The organism is Alphaproteobacteria bacterium (assembly GCA_030739735.1).
In the GTDB taxonomy this organism is placed as follows: Bacteria; Pseudomonadota; Alphaproteobacteria; order UBA7887; family UBA7887; genus UBA7887.
The window spans coordinates 193,002-212,495 of sequence record JASLYQ010000002.1; the positions used below are offsets into that span (position 1 = coordinate 193,002).

Annotated in this window: 17 protein-coding genes; 8 read left to right on the forward strand and 9 right to left on the reverse strand. The window is 62.4% G+C overall.

Translation table 11 applies throughout. The features are described 5' to 3' along the window. Positions 1-7 precede the first annotated feature (7 nt). The 3 genes from QF629_02170 to QF629_02180 all read left to right on the forward strand — a co-directional run bounded on the left by QF629_02170 (position 8) and on the right by QF629_02180 (position 1,454). Positions 8-256 carry a hypothetical protein gene (locus QF629_02170; protein MDP6012342.1) on the forward strand — a complete coding sequence of 83 codons (249 nt, stop codon included), beginning with the start codon at positions 8-10 and terminating at the stop codon, positions 254-256. 58 nt (positions 257-314) lie between these two features. Continuing rightward, on the forward strand, positions 315-662 hold the full coding sequence (locus QF629_02175) for an amidohydrolase family protein (GenBank protein MDP6012343.1): 348 nt from the start codon (positions 315-317) through the stop codon (positions 660-662). A 162-nt stretch (positions 663-824) separates the two neighbouring features. After that, on the forward strand, positions 825-1,454 hold the full coding sequence (locus QF629_02180; GenBank protein ID MDP6012344.1) for a pyridoxamine 5'-phosphate oxidase family protein: 630 nt from the start codon (positions 825-827) through the stop codon (positions 1,452-1,454). On the opposite strand, the gene QF629_02185 is transcribed toward QF629_02180, so the two are convergent. Together QF629_02185 and QF629_02190 are read right to left on the reverse strand one after the other, a co-directional pair. After that, the gene (locus tag QF629_02185; GenBank protein ID MDP6012345.1) at positions 1,451-2,212 is read right to left on the reverse strand and encodes an SDR family NAD(P)-dependent oxidoreductase; all 762 of its coding nucleotides are present in this window, start codon (positions 2,210-2,212) and stop codon (positions 1,451-1,453) included. The genes QF629_02180 and QF629_02185 overlap by 4 nt on opposite strands. After that, complete coding sequence (locus QF629_02190) at positions 2,209-3,852, reverse strand: acyl-CoA synthetase (protein MDP6012346.1); 1,644 nt, start codon at positions 3,850-3,852, stop codon at positions 2,209-2,211. The genes QF629_02185 and QF629_02190 overlap by 4 nt, the downstream gene beginning before the upstream one ends. Before the next feature lie 339 nt (positions 3,853-4,191). On the opposite strand from QF629_02190, the gene QF629_02195 reads away from it, so the two are divergent. Then, positions 4,192-4,851 (forward strand): DsbA family oxidoreductase, encoded by a 660-nt coding sequence (locus QF629_02195; GenBank protein ID MDP6012347.1) that lies wholly within the window; start codon positions 4,192-4,194, stop codon positions 4,849-4,851. Between the two features lie 96 nt (positions 4,852-4,947). Here the strand turns inward: QF629_02195 and mfd are convergent, their stop codons facing one another. Together mfd and QF629_02205 are read right to left on the reverse strand one after the other, a co-directional pair. Beyond that, positions 4,948-8,463: a transcription-repair coupling factor gene (mfd, locus tag QF629_02200; protein MDP6012348.1), complete on the reverse strand. Its 3,516-nt coding sequence runs from the start codon at positions 8,461-8,463 to the stop codon at positions 4,948-4,950. Continuing rightward, the gene (locus QF629_02205; GenBank protein ID MDP6012349.1) at positions 8,456-8,728 is read right to left on the reverse strand and encodes a succinate dehydrogenase assembly factor 2; all 273 of its coding nucleotides are present in this window, start codon (positions 8,726-8,728) and stop codon (positions 8,456-8,458) included. Before QF629_02205 ends, mfd begins: the two co-directional genes overlap by 8 nt. A gap of 47 nt (positions 8,729-8,775) precedes the next feature. Here QF629_02205 and recG point away from each other — a divergent pair, with 47 nt between their 5' ends. Then, complete coding sequence (recG, locus tag QF629_02210) at positions 8,776-10,857, forward strand: ATP-dependent DNA helicase RecG (protein ID MDP6012350.1); 2,082 nt, start codon at positions 8,776-8,778, stop codon at positions 10,855-10,857. Here recG and QF629_02215 read toward each other — a convergent pair. The 3 genes from QF629_02215 to QF629_02225 all read right to left on the reverse strand — a co-directional run bounded on the left by QF629_02215 (position 10,835) and on the right by QF629_02225 (position 12,831). After that, positions 10,835-11,665: a DUF502 domain-containing protein gene (locus QF629_02215; GenBank protein ID MDP6012351.1), complete on the reverse strand. Its 831-nt coding sequence runs from the start codon at positions 11,663-11,665 to the stop codon at positions 10,835-10,837. The genes recG and QF629_02215 overlap by 23 nt on opposite strands. A gap of 69 nt (positions 11,666-11,734) precedes the next feature. Beyond that, entirely contained in the window at positions 11,735-12,610 is an 876-nt protein-coding gene (locus tag QF629_02220; protein ID MDP6012352.1) for an alpha/beta hydrolase, read from the reverse strand. Beyond that, positions 12,610-12,831, reverse strand: a complete 222-nt coding sequence (locus tag QF629_02225) for a hypothetical protein (protein MDP6012353.1) — start codon at positions 12,829-12,831, stop codon at positions 12,610-12,612. Before QF629_02225 ends, QF629_02220 begins: the two co-directional genes overlap by 1 nt. A gap of 102 nt (positions 12,832-12,933) precedes the next feature. Here QF629_02225 and QF629_02230 point away from each other — a divergent pair, with 102 nt between their 5' ends. Continuing rightward, positions 12,934-13,890, forward strand: a complete 957-nt coding sequence (locus QF629_02230) for a threonine dehydratase (GenBank protein MDP6012354.1) — start codon at positions 12,934-12,936, stop codon at positions 13,888-13,890. Positions 13,891-14,255: 365 nt separating this feature from the next. On the opposite strand, the gene QF629_02235 is transcribed toward QF629_02230, so the two are convergent. After that, positions 14,256-16,349, reverse strand: coding sequence for a sodium-translocating pyrophosphatase (locus tag QF629_02235; protein ID MDP6012355.1), 2,094 nt, complete (start codon positions 16,347-16,349; stop codon positions 14,256-14,258). A 455-nt stretch (positions 16,350-16,804) separates the two neighbouring features. On the opposite strand from QF629_02235, the gene QF629_02240 reads away from it, so the two are divergent. Continuing rightward, on the forward strand, positions 16,805-17,515 hold the full coding sequence (locus tag QF629_02240) for an O-methyltransferase (protein ID MDP6012356.1): 711 nt from the start codon (positions 16,805-16,807) through the stop codon (positions 17,513-17,515). A 111-nt stretch (positions 17,516-17,626) separates the two neighbouring features. Here the strand turns inward: QF629_02240 and QF629_02245 are convergent, their stop codons facing one another. After that, positions 17,627-18,319, reverse strand: a complete 693-nt coding sequence (locus tag QF629_02245) for a class I SAM-dependent methyltransferase (protein MDP6012357.1) — start codon at positions 18,317-18,319, stop codon at positions 17,627-17,629. Positions 18,320-18,533: 214 nt separating this feature from the next. Between QF629_02245 and QF629_02250 the strand changes: the two genes are divergently transcribed. Then, positions 18,534-19,478 (forward strand): TAXI family TRAP transporter solute-binding subunit, encoded by a 945-nt coding sequence (locus tag QF629_02250; GenBank protein MDP6012358.1) that lies wholly within the window; start codon positions 18,534-18,536, stop codon positions 19,476-19,478. Positions 19,479-19,494 lie beyond the last annotated feature (16 nt).

Genomic DNA, 19,494 nt, shown 5'->3' on the forward strand with positions numbered 1-19,494 from the left:
TGCTCTGATGCGAAGACCTGCCTTTATCCTAGCGGCCTGTCTCGCTCTTTTTCCCGACTCGGTGCTGGCCGATGCCATTGCCTTTATCGGTGCCACGGTCATCAACGACAGCGGTACGCCGCCACGCCGCACCAGCGTCCTAATCGAGAATGGCCGCATTGTCGCGTGTTCGGGCAGTCGCTCGGGCTCAACGCCCTCACCCGCTGCTATGGCGATCCGGACATACTGGCGAGCCTCAACGACCTTTCCAAGATAACCCGCGAGCAGCGCCCCATTGCCTCCGCATCGGTGACCGGCTACCCATCAACCCCTTCATGCTCAAGTATCTGGCGCGCGCGCACACCGCTGGCGTGACTATCGCGGGGGATGCGGGCAACATCGGCACCTTGCCCGACGCCGGCTTCCATCGCGAACTAGCATTGATAGTCACGGCCGGTCTTGCACCAATGGATGTTCCGATCGCCGCTACGAGCGGCGGCGCCACAGCCCTCGACCGAGATAATATAGGCGCTCTCGCCCCCGGCAGACGCACTGATATGCTCGTTCTCGACGCGGACCCGCTCCTCGACATCGCGAATGCCGCACGAATCTACCGGATCATCAAGGACGGCGTGGCGTATGACCCGGACGTCATCTTGGTCGAGCTTCCGAACGACCGGTGACGGCGGTATTATGTTTCGGCGCACTGCAAGAAGGAGATACACCTTGCCGACGACATCTCGCCTACTTCTGGCCGCCACGCTAAAGAGCATACGCAAGACCAGCGCCAAGCGCTGCGGCACCGTCATGCGGGACGGCATGCACGACGACGGGCACTGCTGAGCATGATCAAATCCATTCAGAGCGAGACAAATCTTCGAGAGTTGTTTCCAGAGCAATCAGAAATGGTTATCCGTAAACAACTCATCTGCCTTGACAAGTATTGTAAGCACTTTATTGCGCTCTCGCCTTTCGTCTGCCTAGCCACCTCGGATTCTCAGGGCAATGTCGACGTGAGCCCACGCGGCGACGCGCCCGGATTCGTCAGAGTGCGCGACGATAAAACCTTGGTGCTGCCCGACCGGCGCGGCAACAACCGCCTCGACTCTCTGGCCAACGTGGTCGCCAACGGCCATGTCGGCCTGCTGTTCCTGGTGCCCGGCATTGACGAGACCCTGCGCGTCAACGGCACCGCCGAGATCAGCGACGACCCGACCCTGCTGGCTGATCACGTGGTGCGCGGCAAGACCCCCATCGTGGCACTTGTAGTGCATGTCGAGGAGGCCTTCCTGCATTGCGCTAAGGCGATGATCCGCTCCAAGCTCTGGGCGCCGAAGAGCCAGGTCGAGCGTGGTGTGCTACCCGGCCTCGGCCAGATGGTCGCCGAGCAGATCGCCGGCCGTGAGCTCAGCGACGAGGACGCGGCGGGGGCCGACGCCGTGATCGCCAAAGCCTACAAGAACGACCTTTACTAACCGAGGCTGTGCCCGCCGTCGATAACGACCACGCTGCCGGTCATGAAGGGCGAGGCGTTGGACGCTAATAGCAGCAGCGCCCCGTCCAATTCCTCGGGCTGGCCAAGGCGACGCTGGGGAATGGCGTCTTTGATGACCGCTTTTCCCGTCTCGCTGGCGAAAAAATCACGATTGAGATTGGTTTCCACATAACCCGGCGCGATGGCGTTGACGCGCACGCCGTGGCGCGCCAGTTCGCGCGCGAGCGCGTGAGTGAGATGGATCAGGCCCGCCTTCGAGGCGCAATAGCTTGCCACCCGGCCGAGCGCTATCATGCCGCCGATGGAGGCGATGTTGACGATGCGCCCACCGTCGCGTCCGGCCATGCGCATGGCCACCTCGCGGGCAACGAGAAAGGCCCCGCTGAGATTGGTATCGACGACTTGCTGCCATTCGTTCGGTGTCGTCTCCAAGGCCGGCTTGGTGATGGCCATGCCGGCATTGTTGACCAACACATCGAGGGGGCCGAGCGCCGCCTCCGTCGCCTCGACCGCGTTGGCGACGCTCGCTGCATCGGTGACCTCCATGGCCACGGCAAAGGCCCGCCGACCCAGCGCTTCGACCTCGGCAGCTGTGCCGGCAAGCGCCTCGAGTTTGCGCGCCGTGATCGCCACATCGGCGCCCGCTTTCGCCAAGGTCGCCGCAAAGTGTCGCCCCAAGCCCCGCGAGGCACCGGTAACGAGCGCCCGGCTGCCAGTCATGTCGAAGAGATCGCTCATTTCCCAAGGCTCCGCGCACGCTCGCGCAACTCGTATTTCATAATCTTTCCCGTTGAGGTCTTGGGCAGGGGACCAAAAGTCACCGTCTTGGGTGCCTTGTAGTGCGCCATATTGTCGCGGCAGAAGGCGATAATATCCGCTTCCGTCACCGGTTCTGCACCCTCGACCATGGTGACGAAAGCGCAGGGTGTCTCGCCCCATTTTGCATCGGGGCGCGCCACCACGGCCGCCTCCATCACCGCGGGGTGGCGATAAAGCACTTCCTCGACCTCGAGCGACGAGATGTTCTCGCCGCCGGAGATAATGATATCCTTCGAGCGATCCTTGACCTCGACCGTGCCATCGGCATGGCGCACAGCAAGATCGCCGCTGTGGAACCAGCCATCGCGAAAGGCCTCGGTCGTGGCGGTGGGGTTTTTCAAATAGCCCTTCATCACCGTATTGGCGCGTATCAGGATCTCGCCTACGCTTTCACCGTCAGCTGGGACATCCGCACCGCTTTCCAGATTGGCAACGCGCACGCCCTCGACCAGGGGATAACCGTAGCCCTGACGCGCCATCAGTCGAGTCCGTTCGCCAAGCTCAAGGGCCGCCCACTCGTCCTGCCAGGCCGAAACCATGGAAGGGCCGTAGGTCTCGGTGAGGCCGTAAAGCTGGGTCACCGTGAAGCCGAGCCGTTCCATGCCCTCGATCACAGCGCTGGGCGGTGCCGCACCGCCGGTGAACACGGCACAGCGATGGTTGAAATCGCGGCGCTGCGCGTCTGGTGCATGTAGCAGCATGGTCAGCACCACCGGTGCACCGCAGAACATGGTCACTTTTTCCCTCGCCACCGCCTCGAAGACCGCTTCGGGCAGCACCTCGCGCAAACAGACGTGGGTGCCCGCAACCGCGGTAACCGACCAGGGGAAGGTCCAACCGTTGCAATGGAACATCGGTAGGGTCCAGAGATAGACGCTACTGCCCGTCAGCTCCGTAGCCAGCACATTGGAGAGCGCGTTCAGATAGGCGCCGCGGTGGTGATAGACCACGCCTTTCGGATCGCCCGTGGTCCCGGAGGTGTAGTTGAGCGCGATGGCCTGCCATTCGTTGACCGGCGGTGACGCGATAAAATCGTCGGCATTGTCGGCAAGGAAGCTCTCGTAATCAACACCGCCAAAACTTTCGACGCCTAGCGCCGGGTCATCGACCTCGACCAACAGCGGCGGCGCATCGAGTTCCATCATGGCGGCGCGCACGACCGCACCAAAGCCACGATCGGCGACGAATACCTTGCTTGCCGCGTGGCGCAGGAAAAACGCGACACTGGCCGCATCAAGGCGCGTATTGATAGCATTAAGCACCGCGCCTGTCATCGGCACGCCGTAATGACACTCCAGCATCTCGGGAATATTGGGCAGCAAGGCCGAAACGGTGTCGCCCGGCCCCACGCCTGCGGCAGCCAAAGCCTTGCCTAACCGGCAGCAGCGATTGCGAAATCCAGCATAATCTATCCTGCGCTCACCGTAGACAACGGCCGTGCGACGCGGGTAAATCGTTGCCGCACGGTCGAGAAAGCTCAATGGGCTCAAGGGAACATAGTTGGCCGGTCCCGGATCCAACCCCATATCGTATTGGGAGTCAGGAGAGTGTCGGGCCATTGTAGGCGTTTCGCTCACGGGGTGTCTCCTCGGTCGTCCTTCAGAACGCTATAGATATCCGAATTGGACCCAGGAGACATCCGTCACATGCCCGCGATAGTGCGCATTATGATCGGCGACCAGCAGGGCATCCAGAGCAGGCTGTCCGCCTCCGAGCAATCACAGAGGTTCGACACGATTAGCATCAGTCCTGACAAGCGGCGTGCCGAACTCGAGGCTGTCGCCCCCAACTCGGCGTCGGCCTAGTCACCTAGGATCACGACACCGACGGCAAAACAATCCTGGAACGGGCGCGGGCGTCAGTGAGATAATGGCGCCATAAACGGGTCTATGGAGACGATGACCATGAAGATAGATGTCATTTCCGACACCGTCTGCCCATGGTGTTTTATCGGCAAGCGGCGGCTTGAGACGGCCCTAGCGGGTTTCGACGGCGAGCTGCCTGAGGTGGTATGGCACCCCTTCCAGCTGAATCCCGATTTGCCAGTCGAGGGCATGCCGCGCAGCCAATATCTTGAGCTGAAGTTCGGCGGGCCGGCACGCGCCGAGCGGATCTATCGCAGCGTGGCCGAGGCCGCGAGCGCTGAGGCCCTGCCCTTCGCACTCGACCGCATCGGGCGCACGCCCAACACCGTGGCCTCGCACCGTCTAATTCATTTTGCCGGCGGCCATGGCGATCAGGACAGCGTGGTCGAGGCCCTGTTCCGCGCCTATTTCTTCGACGGGTGCGATATCGGTGAGGTCGAAACGCTAGCCGCGATCGCATTTGGGTGCGGCTTGGACCGCGACGAGGCGCTGGCCTATCTACAAAGCGACGAGGGCGCAGTAGAAGTGGCGCAGTGCGACCGCCATGCCCGCAGCATTGGCATCAACGGCGTGCCCTGTTTCATCATCGATGGCCGCTATGCCGTCTCAGGCGCGCAGGACCCCGAAGTCTTTCAGCAGGTTTTCGCCGTCGCGGTCCAAGAATCCGTACAGGCCGCAGAAGCTGCCGAGTAAGTCTGCCTGTAGCTCCAGCACCTCCTAATAACAGAAGGCGGACCTCAGGCGGGAAACGCCCCGTGAAGTCCAGCTCCGTCTGGCAGCTGTGCTCACTCATTCCAGTGAGGCTACGGTGTCCGCCACCTCACCGCAAAGCGCAGCAAGCTCGCCGACCAACGAGGATAGCCCCGAGAGCCGCTCGCTCTCCCGTACCCACTGGCGACTCGCGACCAGACTGTGGTCGGGGCGCACGCGCAGCCAGCGCGCATTCCTACCGATATAGGCAATGAGCTTATCGGGCGCGGCGAAGTTGTTGTCTCGGAAGCCGATCACGGCGCCCTTTGGACCCGCATCAACCTTCTCGATTCCGGCGATACGGCACAATCGCTTGATGCGCACCACGTCGAGTAGGTTCTCGACCTCTTTCGGCAGCGGCCCGAAGCGGTCCATGAGCTCGGCCGCAAAGGCCTGCCACTCCTCTTCACGTTCCAGCCCCGACAAGCGCCGGTAGAGGCTGAGGCGCACGCCGAGATCGGTGACATAATCCTCCGGGATCAACACAGCGGTGCCAACAGTGATCTGCGGCGACCAGCGCTCCTCGATCTCACCTTCGATACCGGATTCGGCACGTTTGGCCGCCTGCACCGCCTCTTCCAGAAGCTGCTGGTACAGCTCCAGCCCGACCTCCTTGATGTGGCCAAACTGCTCCTCGCCAAGCAGATTGCCGGCACCGCGGATGTCGAGATCGTGGCTGGCCAGCGAGAAGCCGGCGCCGAGGGTGTCAAGAGTCTGAATGACGCGCAGGCGCTTCTCCGCCGCGCCCGCCAGTAGCCGCTCGGATGGCACTGTAAAATAGGCATAGGCCCGGGTCTTCGAGCGCCCGACCCGTCCGCGCAGCTGGTAGAGTTGGGCCAGGCCGAACATGTCGGAGCGATGCACGATCAGAGTGTTGACCCGCGGCATGTCGAGGCCAGATTCGATAATGGTGGTCGTCAGCAGAACGTCGTACTTACCGTCATAAAAGGCGGTCATAGCTTCGTCGATCTTGCCCGCCGCCATGCGCCCGTGGGCCGTAACGATGCTCACCTCGGGCACCAGCTCCTTCAACGCTGCGGCAACCCCGTCGAGGTCCTCGATGCGTGGGCAGACGTAAAAACACTGCCCGCTGCGGAAGCGCTCGCGCAGGATGGCCTCGCGGATTACCACCGGATCGAAAGGCAGTACGAAGGTGCGCACCGCCAAGCGGTCGACCGGCGGGGTCGCGATGAGGCTGAGTTCGCGCACGCCAGACATGGCGAGCTGAAGAGTGCGCGGGATCGGCGTCGCGGTCAGCGTCAGCACGTGCACGTCAGCCTTAAGCGCCTTCAGCTTCTCCTTCTGGGCAACGCCGAAATGCTGCTCCTCGTCGATGATCAGCAGTCCGAGATCGGTGAACATTACCGACTTCGATAGCAGGCTGTGTGTGCCAATGACAATATCGACCGTACCGTCCGCAAGCCCCTCGCGCACCAGCGCCGCGTCCTTTGCGCCAACCATACGGGACAGCTGTCTTATGTGAACCGGATAGCCTACAAATCGTTCACTAAAGGTATGAAAATGTTGTCGACAAAGCAGCGTTGTCGGCACCACGACCGCCACCTGCTTGCCCGACATGGCGGCAGCAAAGGCGGCGCGCAGCGCTACCTCGGTCTTGCCAAAGCCGACATCGCCGCAGACCAGCCGGTCGCTCGGCCTGTCCCCCGCCAATCCGGCCAGGCTCTCATCGATGGCGCGGACCTGATCGTCGGTTTCGGTATAGGGAAAACGGGCAGCGAATTCCTCTGTCAAATCCTGTGGCATCTCTAGCCGCGGCGCGGCGCTGGTGATGCGCTCAGCAGCGACCCGGATCAGAGCTTCGGCCATGTCTCGCAAGCGCTGTTTCAGGCGCGCCTTGCGCCCCTGCCAGCCAGCGCCGCCGAGCTTGTCAAGCGCCCCGCCTTCATCATTGCCGCCAGGACCGTGACGGGACAGCATCTCAATGTTCTCGACCGGCAGATAGAGCTTGTCGTCACCGGCATACACCAGCACAAGGCAATCATGTGGCGCACCGAGGACGGTAAGCGTTTTTAAGCCGGCAAAGCAGCCGATGCCGTGATCGATATGCACGACCCGATCGCCTACATCGAGGCCGCTCGCCTCGGAGAGAAAGTTGGCAGCGCGGCGGCGGCGACGCGGCCGACCGAGGCGATCGCCAAGAATGTCGGGCTCGGCTAACACCTCCAGTGTCGGCGTGACAAAGCCGTGCTCGAGTCCGAGCACAAGCAAGGGCACGGTCTCTGGTGGCAGGATCTCGATATCCTGCCAAAAATCTACGGCTGTCGTCGCCTCCACCCCGTGCTTGGAGAGCAAATGGCCGAGACGATCGCGCGAGCCAGTGCTGGCACAGGCCAGGACCACCCGGCGCCCATTCTCTAGAGACGCGCCGATATGATCGCGCACAGCATCGAATAGCTCGGTATTCTCCTGCCGGCGCTCAGGCGCGAAATCGCGCGCGCGACGGGCACCAAAATCGATGCTACCCTCATTGTCACTGGCCGAGCTAGAGAAAGGAGAGAAGACCACCACAGCACGCCCAGCCAGGCTTTGCTTCCAGGCATCCGGAGCGATATGCAACCGCTCAGGCGGCACCGGGTTGTAGCACTCGCCCGCTAGCGCCGCGCTACCTTCTGCGGCGGTGAGGCGTGCCTCGTAATAGTCCGCGATGGAGTCGGCACGCTGCTTCAGCGCCTCTTCCACCAGGTGTTCCAGGAACACGGCAGCATTTGGCAGATAGTCGAACAGCGTCTCAAGACCATCGTGGAACAGGGGCAGCCAGTGCTCCATGCCGGGATGGCGGCGGCCGGCGGAAATCGCCTCGTAAAGCGGATCGTCTCGGGTCACGGCGCCGAACAGCTCGCGATAGCCGGCGCGAAAGCGTACGATTTCCGCCTCGCCGAGAAAGACTTCCGACACCGGCACCAGCGCAAGGGCGTCGCGAGACGCGTCGGTGCGCTGGCTCAGGGGATCGAAGCTGCGGATGCTCTCGACCATGTCGCCAAAGAGATCGAGGCGGATGGGCTCAGCGCCGCCCGGCGCGAAAAGATCGACGATGCCGCCGCGCACAGCATACTCACCGGGCTCCATAACCGTGCCGACGCGCCGATAGCCGTTGCTTTCAAGGAAGCCGATCAGTGTTTCGGGATCCAGAACTTCGCCAACCGCAATCTCGAAGTGGGAGGTCGCCAGCAAGGCCCGCGGTGGCACCTTCTGGCAGACGGCGTTGATCGTAGTCAGCAGCAGCCGGCCTTGAAACTCTTCGCGCGTCAGGCGGTTCAGACAATACAGGCGCTCGGCGCAGATATCCGAGCGTGGAGACACGCGATCGTAGGGCAAGCAATCCCAAGCCGGGAAGACCAACGGCGCCTTCGCCGGCGCGAAAACGCGCAGCGCCTCGGCCATCGCAGCCAGGTGGCTATCGTCGCGCGCAACATAGAGGATGTCGAGATCGGCATCGGCGCAAAGGTCGGCAAGCGCCAGCGCATCGCGGCCATCCGGGGCGCCCGAGAGGACTACACGGCCGGGTTTGGCCAGCAAGTCGGTGAGGTTATGCATCCGTGCCGACCCCCCGCCGTAGCAACGCCATCACCGGCGTGTCGTGGGCGGCGGGAACGGGCCTGCGGCCGAGCGCCCAGTCCCAGATGTCGGGATCCTCTTCCGCCAGCAGCGCCTCCAGTTGGAACAAACGTTGCGAATCAAGCGCATCCAGATGATGGTCGGCGAAGCGGCCCAATAGCAGGTCCGTTTCGCGCGAGCCCCTGTGCCAGCAGCGAAAACGCACGCGCTTGCGGCGTATTTCGATGTCGTCCCTATCCGCCATGGAGCCAGCGTATACAATACCGGCGCTTCCGATCCCAGGGCGATGCGATGCGGCCAGAGATTCTCAATCCTTTGTTCGCGCCAGTGACCGCGTTAAGCGGCATCGGCCCGCGTTTGGCCGCCCCGATCGGACACCTGACAGGACAGAAGGTGGTCGACCTCTTGTGGCATCTACCGAGCGGGCTCGTCGACCGGCGCTTCTCGCCGCGTGCGGCGGATGCGCCGGAGGGCGTGGTGGTGACGCTCACCCTGCGTGTGCTTGAACATCACGCACCCCACAACAGGCGCCAACCCTATCGCGTCATCTGTAGCGACGACAGCGGCGAGATCGCACTGGTCTATTTCCACGCCCGGCCTGACTACCTGCGCCGGCTGTTGCCGGAGGGCGAGACGCGCGTGATCAGCGGCACCGTCGAGATGTTCTCAGGCCAGCCGCAGATCAGCCATCCCGACTATGTGGTGACGCGCGAGGAAGCTGAGACTCTGCCCCGCATTGAGCCCATTTATCCGCTCACTGAGGGCCTCACTGCCAAGCCGCTAACCAAGGCCGTCAGGCACGCGCTTGAGCGCGTGCCGCAGCTTGCCGAATGGCATGACGCGACGCTGGTCGCACGCGAGGCCTGGCCCGCCTGGCACAAGGCCATCGCGGTCGCACACGCACCGGACAGCCTCGTCGATCTCGATCCCTCGGCCGCGCCGCGGCGGCGCCTCGCATTCGACGAGCTATTAGCTAACCAATTGGCGCTGGGGCTGGTGCGTGCGCATATGCGCGGCAGCGGCGGGCGCGTGCTGGTGGGCGACGGGCGCCTGCGCCGGAAGGCCGTCGCCGCGCTGCCCTTCACCCTAACCGAAGTGCAGCGGCAAAGCCTGGCCGAGATCACCGACGACCTTTCTGTGGGACGGCGCATGCTGCGACTGTTGCAGGGCGATGTCGGCAGTGGCAAGACGATTGTCGCACTGCTCACCATGCTGGTGGCGGTAGAGGCCAGTTCCCAGGCCGCCATGCTGGCGCCAACCGAGATTCTCGCACGCCAGCATTACAAGACCATTGCCCCACTAGCCGAGGCCGCCGGCGTGCGCCTCGCGGTGCTCACCGGCCGCGACAAGGGAAAAGGGCGTGAGCAGACCCTCGCCGCCCTGGCCCACGGCAAAATCGACCTTCTGGTCGGCACCCACGCGCTGATCCAGAAGGACGTGGAATTCGCCGACCTCGGCCTTGCCGTGATCGACGAGCAGCACCGCTTTGGCGTACATCAGCGCATGAACATTCAGGCCAAGGGCGCAGGCGTGCATGTGTTGGTGATGACCGCGACGCCGATCCCGCGCACCCTGATGTTGACCGCCTATGGCGACATGGAGGTCTCGCGCCTGACCGAAAAGCCACCCGGCCGCCTGCCCGTAACCACCGTAGCCCTGCCAGCCACTCGACTCGAACAAGTGATAGAGGCCGTATCGCGTGCAATTGCGGCGGGCGATCGTGTCTATTGGGTTTGTCCGCTGGTGTCCGAGTCGGAAACGCTTGACCTGGCAGCAGCAAAAGCCCGCGCCGAGGCCTTGCGCGAGCACTTCAACGACAAGGTTGGGCTCATCCACGGTCAAATGAAAGCGGCCGAGCGCGATGGCGTAATGGCGGACTTCGCAAGCGGCGCAGTGGCCGTGCTCGTCGCGACCACGGTCATCGAGGTCGGTGTCGACATGCCCGAGGCGACAGTGATGGTAATTGAAGGAGCCGAGCGCTTCGGCCTCGCTCAGCTGCACCAGCTGCGCGGTCGGGTCGGGCGCGGCGAGAAGGCCTCGACATGCCTGCTGCTCTACGGGCCACCGCTCGGTGAAACGGCACGAGCTCGCCTCACTATCCTACGCGAGACCGAGGACGGGTTCCGTATCGCCGAGGAGGACTTACGTTTACGAGGCGCCGGCGAGTTGTTGGGAACGCGGCAGAGCGGCATGCCAGACTTTCGCCTTGCCGACCTCTCTGCCCACGGCGACCTTCTGGCGGTGGCCCACAACGACAGCAAGCGCATCCTGGATGGCGATCCGGAGCTTACCGGCAAGCGCGGCGAAGCGCTACGGACCCTGCTTTATCTGTTCGAGCGCGACCTGGCAGTCAGGTTTTTGAGGTCTGGCTGACCCGCTCGCCCGACTTCACCTTGTCCGCCGCCTCGCGCTGCACGGCACCGTCGGGCGAGACCAATGGACGCGCTCGCACATCTGCCGGGCGACGGTCTGGCGGCGTAACGAGACCGGCCGAGACAACCATCTTGATACCCTCCTCGACCGTCATGTCGAGGCTCACGAGCTCGTTGCGCGGCACGAACAGCAGGAACCCCGAGGTAGGGTTCGGCGTCGTTGGTAGGAAGATGTTTACCACCTCGTCGGTGATTGTGTTCTGCACCTCGCCTTCCGTGGTGCTGGTGATGAAGGCGATGGCCCAGATACCGCGGCGCGGATATTCGACAAGCACCACCTCGCGAAACGAACGTGAGGAAGATTCCAGCACCGTCTCAAAGATCTGCTTGAGCGCACCGTAGACGCTGCGCACCACCGGCATGCGATTGACCAAACGCTCGCTTGAACGCACGAAGAGCCGGCCGATGAAACCCGCCGCCAGAAAACCGATCAGGGTCAGGCCGATGACCACCACGACCAGTCCGAAGCCGGGGATATCCACCTCGACACCGAAATAGGCGTGGAAGTATTTAGCCGGGTTGTAAACGTCGGGCAGCAGCGGCACCACGATCTCGTCGATCAGCTCGATAATGCCGATGAGAATCCACAGCGTGATGGCGATGGGCGCCGTGACCGCGATGCCGGTGAGAAAATAGTTTCGCAGCCGTGCCACGGACCCACGTTTGAGCCCCGGCTCTGGCGACTTGCCTATGCCCAGAGCCTCGCGGACCGATGGTTTCTGTTCATTCGACGAAGGACCGTCGCTCATACTACTCGCTTTCTCGTGGTTACCACGGCTCATATTGGCATTCCCGCCCACTGCCGCAAAGCGTGGCGGTCACACGTCGTGAAAAGCTAGCAGGGCCGCCAGGGTCTCCTGGGGTGCCTCCTCGGGTAGGAAATGGCCACAGGCGATGGCCTCGCCCTCCACCTGATTCGCACGTTTTCGCCATTCCGCGACCACGTCAAAGGTCTTTTGCATCACTGCTTTAGCGCCCCACAGCGCCTGGACCGGGCAAACGATTTTATGGTCAAGATCGACCTCATCATGCTCCAGATCGATGCTGGCCGCGGCGCGATAGTCCTCGCAGCTAGCATGGATCACCTCCGGTTTGGAGAAGCAGCGCAGATATTCGCCAAAGGCCTCGTTCGTAAAGGCCTCACCCGCTCCGGCCCAGCGGCGCGTCAGGAAGTCGAGATAGAATTCCGGATCGTAGCCGATCAACGTCTCAGGGTACGGCTCCGCCTGAATCAAAAAGAACCAGTGATAATAGGCCGTCGCCAGAAACTGGTCAGTGGCCTTGAAGAGCGTGCGCGTCGGCACGATATCGAGCACGCTAAGGCGTTCCACGGCTTGCGGATGATCGAGCGCCAAGCGATGCGCCACCCGTCCGCCGCGATCATGCCCTATCAAGCGGAAACGCTCAAACCCGAGCGCCGCCATCACTTTTGCTTGATCGGCCGCCGTCGCCCGCTTCGAATAGCCAAAATGATTCTCGCCGTCCGGCGGATGGCTACTGTCGCCATAACCACGTAGGTCGCTAGCGACCACCGTAAAGCGGTCGGCCAGTTGCGGCGCGATCTTGTGCCACATGACGTGGGTCTGAGGATAGCCATGCAATAACAGCAAAGGCGGCCCCGAGCCGCCGATCACCAAGTTGATCTCGCTGCCTTCGCCGTCGATGCGCCGGGTCTCGAAGCCTTCGAATACCATCACTCGCTCTTCTGTTCCTTGTTCTCGCCCTGCCACTCGTCGAGCTCACGCTTTGTGCAACGGCGCTTCCACTCATATTCGTCATGACGGCGTTCGACGCAATACGCGAAATCGATCGTGACCGACATATAGCCGAAGACCTCACACTCGGCGCGCCGGCGCTCAATTTGTTCTTGCTGGGTCGTGCACGCGCTTAATGCCAGTCGGCTACCACAAGACATGGCCGCACGGCGTGCTCCTCTCTGGCCCGACCGCAATGATAGCGAAGCGCCTCGCCCCATGCTATGCGATGGTGCCACACGCCAAACGATGAGGCTCGAGCGATGCTCCCTACCCTGGACCAGATGCGGGCGGCGCAGACCATAGTCGCGGACGTAATGCTGCCGACGGCGCAATATGCTTGGCCACTACTGACATGCGAGCTCGGTATGACGGTCTGGGTCAAGCATGAAAACCATACGCCAATCGGGGCCTTCAAAGTACGTGGCGGCACAGTCTATATGGACGCGCTGAAGCGTGCCGAACCGAGTTGCACGGGCGTAGTCGCGGCGACACGGGGCAATCACGGCCAGTCGATCACGGTGGCGGCACGCCATTATGGCTTGCGTGCGGTGATCGTCGTACCCCACGGCAATAATCCCGAGAAGAACGATGCTATGGCGGCGCAAGGCGCGGAACTGGTAGTGCATGGCGAGAATTTCGAGGCTGCGGTCGGCAAAGCACTGAGGCTCGCCGACGCGCAGGGCTTGCACATGGTGTCATCCTTCAACGATACCCTAGTGGCGGGTGTCGGAAGCTATGCGCTGGAGTTGTTTGAGAATGCCGGCCCGCTCGACGCGGTCTATGTGCCGATTGGCCTTGGCTCGGGCATTTGCGGGGTGATTGCGGCGCGCGAGGCGCTTGGGCTCAAGACCGAGGTGATCGGTGTACAGGCAGCCGGTGCGTCATCATACGCCTTGTCCTTCGCCGCTGGCCACGTAGTGCCGACGCAAACCGCGGACACCTATGCCGACGGCATCGCGACAAAATCGCCCGACGAGCAGGCGGTGGCCATCGTCAACCGCCATGCAGCGCGAATTGTCACAGTGGAAGATACAGAGATCTTGGCGGCGCAGAAACTGATGCTGCGGGCGACCCATAATTTGGCGGAGCCGGCCGGCGCGGCGCCGCTTGCAGCGGTGGTCAAGGAACGCGAGGCGATGTCAGAGAAAACGGTTGCCGTGATCCTCTCCGGTGGCAATGCTGATGTCGCCAACCTGCGCTTGATCACGGGGGCTTGAGCTGGGTCGCCGATCAACATCGGCGGGGCATCCAGTTCTGATCGGATGTGGCGATGCAACTCATGCCGTTGGGGCGGGCGACGAGGATCCATCCCGCTACCCGATTCGCCAACATTAACTGCTACCGTGCACCCAGGGCCCGATCAACAAGCGCTAATTGTCGCGCGCCAGCGCGCTGCCAATGTTATCGTACGGGCCCTCATAATTGGCGATGATGCCTCGCAGGAATACGTGGTGCCAGCCGCCGAGATACGCTGCCGGCACAATGAAGTCTGCGTGCTGCGAAAAGGCTAGAGCGTGATCGAGACAAAAAAGCCCCGGCCCGTATCACGGGTCGGGGCTCGTAGATCTTGGCCGCCGGCGGCCTATGCCGCGAGCATGGCCAGCAACAAAATCGCCATGATGTTGGTGATCTTGATCATCGGGTTGACGGCCGGACCGGCGGTGTCCTTGTAGGGATCGCCGACGGTGTCGCCGGTCACCGCGGCCATGTGGGCGTCGGAGCCCTTGCCGCCGTGGTTGCCATCCTCAATGTACTTCTTGGCGTTGTCCCAGGCGCCGCCACCCGAGGTCATCGAGATGGCGACGAAGAGGCCCGTCACGATGGTTCCCAGCAGCATGGCGCCGACGGTCACAAAAGCGGCCGACTGGCCAGCGATCGCCGAGATCACGAAGTAGACCACGACGGGCGCCAGCACCGGCAGCATCGAAGGCACGATCATCTCCTTAATCGCAGCTTTCGTGAGGAGGTCGACCGCCGGGCCGTATTCGGGCTTGGCGGTGCCTTCCATGATGCCCGGGATCTCCTTGAACTGCCTGCGCACCTCGACGACCACGGCAGCGCCTGCGCGACCGACCGCCATCATGCCAAGCGCACCGAACAGATAAGGCAGCAGGCCGCCGATGAAGAGGCCGATGACCACGAACGGATCCTGCAGGCGGAACTCGACGTCGAGGTGGGGGAAGTAATGCTGCAGGTCCTCGGTATAGGCCGCGAACAGCACCAAGGCCGCGAGCGCCGCCGAGCCGATGGCATAGCCCTTGGTCACCGCCTTGGTGGTGTTGCCCACCGCGTCCAGGGCATCGGTGATCTTGCGCACATCCTCGGGTAGATCCGCCATCTCGGCGATGCCGCCGGCATTGTCAGTGACCGGGCCGTAGGCATCAAGCGCCACGACCACGCCGGCCAGCGCCAACATCGTGGTCGCCGCGATGCCGAGGCCGAACAGGCCGGCCGCGCTGTAGGCGATGATGATGCCCGCCGCTATCACCAGCACCGGCAGCGCACAGGCTTCCATCGACACCGCCAAGCCTTGGATGACGTTGGTGGCGTGACCGGTCTCGGAGGCCTTGGCAACGCTGCGCACGGGGCGGAACGATGTCGAGGTGTAGTATTCGGTAATCCAGACCAGCAGACCGGTCACCGCCAGGCCGACCAGGGCGCAGACGAACAGCGAGGTGCCGCTGAGGGTGCTGTCGCCTGCGGTCAATTCCGTATCGAAACCGACCCAGACACCGATGATGATGGCGATCAGCACCGCTGACAGCGCCGCCGCCCCGATCAGGCCTTTATAGAGCGCGGCCATGACGTTGTTGCTGGGTCCGAGCTTGACCAGAAAGTTGCCGGCAACGGAAGCCAGGATGCAGGCGCCGCCGATGACCAGCGGCAGCTCCATCATCATCACCTGAGTCTCGCCGGTGAAGAATATGGCTGCCAGCAGCATGGTGGCGACCATGGTCACCGCGTAGGTCTCGAACAGATCGGCCGCCATGCCGGCGCAATCGCCGACATTGTCGCCAACGTTATCGGCGATCACCGCGGCGTTGCGAGGATCGTCCTCGGGAATTCCGGCCTCGATCTTGCCCACCAGATCGGCACCGACGTCCGCACCCTTGGTGAAGATGCCGCCGCCGAGACGGGCGAAGATGGAGATCAGCGAGGCCCCGAAGCTCAGGGCCACAAGCGCCTCGAGGATACGGCGCAGGCTCTCCTCGTCCTCGCCGCCGTAGACGCCGAGCATGATGGCGAAATAGCCGGCCACGCCGAGCAGGCCGAGGCCTACCACCAGCATGCCGGTGATGGCACCCGATTGGAAAGCGATGGCCAGCGCCGGCGCCATCCCGGTGCGCGCCGCCTCGGCCGTGCGCACATTGGCGCGCACCGAGACGTTCATGCCGATAAAGCCGGCCGCGCCTGAGAGCACCGCGCCGATGACAAAGCCGATCGCCACCGGCAGGCCGAGCAGCGCCAGGAGAATGCCGCCGACCACCACGCCGGCAACGCCGATCGCCATGTATTGCCGATTGAGGTAGGCGCTGGCGCCTTCCTGGATCGCCGCGGCGATCTCCTGCATACGCTCATTGCCGGCTGACGCCGCCGTGACCTGTTTGGTCGTGTAGATACCATAGGCAACGGCAGCAAGGCCGCACAGTAGTGCGAACACTAGCGCAAGTGACATGAATGATTTCCTCTTGACTGAACCGGAATACGCCGCGCTGCCCCAAAGGCGGCGTCACAGGCCGGGAAAATGCCAGAGCCGAATACAGAATGCAATGCGCCAATGCACCTGCGCGGGATAATCGCACTTTCATGCTCGGCGCGCCGGTACACGTACACACGCGCCAGAGGAGACCTTCCGCAGACAATTCTTGCCGGTCAGCTCGTGGCGCCCTGGTATTAAGGTGCGGCTATAAAATCTTTGCCTGGGAGGACAGTATGCGCCGGTTCCCTTTGTTCGTTGCGGTCGTGATAGCGTTGATAATGGCGGGGTCTCTTGCGGGCGTCGCCCCAGTCTCGGCATGGCTACCGTTGCCACACTGGCTCCTGTGGATCGCTGTTGTGCTGTCCGCGGCGGTCGCTCTCAATGAGATCCTGGGTAAACCCGTGCCGTTTCTGCGCTGGTCCTTTCTACGCATGCTGTTCGGCATCAAGACGTTGCTGACAGAATGGCAGGTGGGCGACGGGCGAGAGGAGCGGGTATGCGAAGTAGTACTGAGCAAAGCACGGCGCGGCGACGCGGACGATGTCATACGGACGATCGACGAGTTCTGCTACCAAGACAGCCTGTTGATCAACGTCGGCGACCGCAAGGGCGCCATTCTCGATGCGGCACTAGAGCGGGGTCAGCCCAAGACTATCCTCGAGCTCGGCTGCTATGTCGGATACAGCGCCATAAGGATGGCGCGTAAGCTGCCCGGAGCGGGGCACCTCTACTCTGTCGAGTTCAACGAAGCCAATGCCGAGATCGCGCGCAAGATCATCGACCATGCCGGTTTGAGCGATCGCATACACGTTGTCCTGGGCACGCTTGGCAACGGTGGCCAGACCCTCGACCACCTGGAATCCGTCTGCGGGCTATCCGCGGGCGGACTCGACTTTATCTTCATTGATCACGCCAAGGATGCGTATCTGCCGGACCTCCGTTTGATTCTGGAGAAAGGCTGGCTACACCCGGGAAGCATTGTCGTTGCCGATAACATCAGGGTGCCCGGTGCTCCCGAGTATCGTGCCTATATGAAGAAGCAGGAAGGAAAGCTGTGGCGCTCCAAGGAACATAAGACTTTTGCCGAGTACCAATCGATAATTCCTGATATAGTACTTGAATCTTATTATCTAAATAATTGATTTTTCAAGATTATTTTCCGTTATTTCAAAACACAGAGAAGCCATACGCAGCGACCCGTCCGAAAGGCCACCCTGGCCCGGCAAACCGGCTCCGATTAGCCGCGACAAGCTCTAGGCACGCGGGCGACGATACATATTGACCAGCATGGGCTGATCGAAGACATAACCGTCCTCTGTCCGCGCAGCCGCAAAACTCTTGCGCACCTGCGGCACGTCGATCATGTCGCGTGGAATACGGTTGAACGACCTACTGATATAGCGCTCTACCATGGACTCGAAATCGGAATGCCGGATATGTCTCATATAGACATACCTAGCCTCTTCCTCGAAGAGGGCGTGTCCCGTTCTGTCGAGCGCCTGCTGGGCAAGGGTGCGCACTTCGGTCTCATCGTTGAAGGGGCGCATCATGGCGAAGTTGCTGCCCTCCATGCTGGGCTCCACCGCATAGAGAAAGCCATCCTTCTTGAGCACGCGCGCAGCCTCCCTCAGCGCTGTGTCCATCAGGACAGCGGGAACGTGGTGAAGAGAACGGAAGAACAACACGCCATCGGCAGCGCCATCTTGCGCGGGTAGCGCCTCGCCGCCGGCTTCCACAAACGTGACGTTGGGCGAAGGTGGTTGGGAGGTATTCTTCTCGGCCTGAACAGGGTCGGGCTCAACGCCAAACACCGTCGCGCCTCGCTCGGCAAGCTGGCGGACCGTGTCCCCGCCAGCGCAGCCAACCTCTATCAGGTTAAGGCCGCTGACATGCACCAACCGATCCACTACCGCCAAATCCGTCGACTCACCAAGGTCTGTTCTCATTCCATCCCACCTCGAAGGCCTTCCGATAACCGAGGGTCATGTCCAGCGACATGTCGCACCTGCAAAGTAGTCCGTCAAGAATCCGAAGGGGGGCCCGAGAGCTTCCAAAGCGCAGTCATGTCCCAAGAGAGATTGCCAGTGCCGATCAGGCAAATCAGTTCCAAACATCCGGCTCATAGACTAGCTTGGATGCAGACGAAATCGGGAGATCGGCATGGCGTTTCAGACGGTGATCAAAACGGCATTGGCGCTCGGCCTATTGGCCGCAGGCCCGGCGGCGGCCGAGACGTATAAGTTCATGACCGGCCCCCAGGGGGGGTCATGGTATCCGCTCGGCGGCGCCATCGCCAATTTCGTGCGCGGGGTCGATGCCGATGTGAGATTGCGCGTCCAGCCTGGTGGAGGCATCAGCAATGTCATGGCGGTCGAATCCGGCAAGGCCCAGGTGGGCTTGGGGAATGTCACCTCGACCATGGACGCGATTGCCGGCAACGCACCCTTTCGCGGCCAGGCGCAGAACATCCGCAATCTCGCCGTGCTTTATCCGCAATTCTTCCAGTTTGTCGTGGCGCGCGATGGCGACGTAGGCTCGATCGCCGACATGGCAGGCCGAGCCATTGCGGTCGGCCCGCGCGGCCATTCTGGTGAGCAGGCTTCGCGCCAGTCTCTTGAGGTATTCGGTCTGACCTATGACGACCTCTCGAACGTAAACCATGTTGGTTATGTCGACGCGGTGGCCCTGTTTAAGGACAGGCATGTCGACGCCTATACCGTGTTCACGACCGTACCGGCAGGCGCCGTCATGGATGCGGCCTCGGCCCGCGACGTGCGCGTGTTGTCATATGACGACAAGGCGTTGGCGGCCTTACAGGTCTTCAACCCGCAATATGTCCGCCACGAGATCGCCGCCGGCACCTATCCTGCGCAGGACGAGCCGGTCACCACTTTCGGCACCTGGACTCAGGTGATCGTCAATGCCGCCCTACCCGACGATGCGGCCTATGCGATCGTCAAGGCGCTGGCAGAGAACCTTGAAGGCATCGCGGCCGTAGTCTCGGCCATGGACGGCGCGACGGTCGAGATGCTGGCGACTCCGGTCGGCATGCCGTTGCATCCCGGTGCCCAGCGCTTCTATCACGAAGCGGGAGTCCTCGACTGAGCGAGCCTGCACCAGA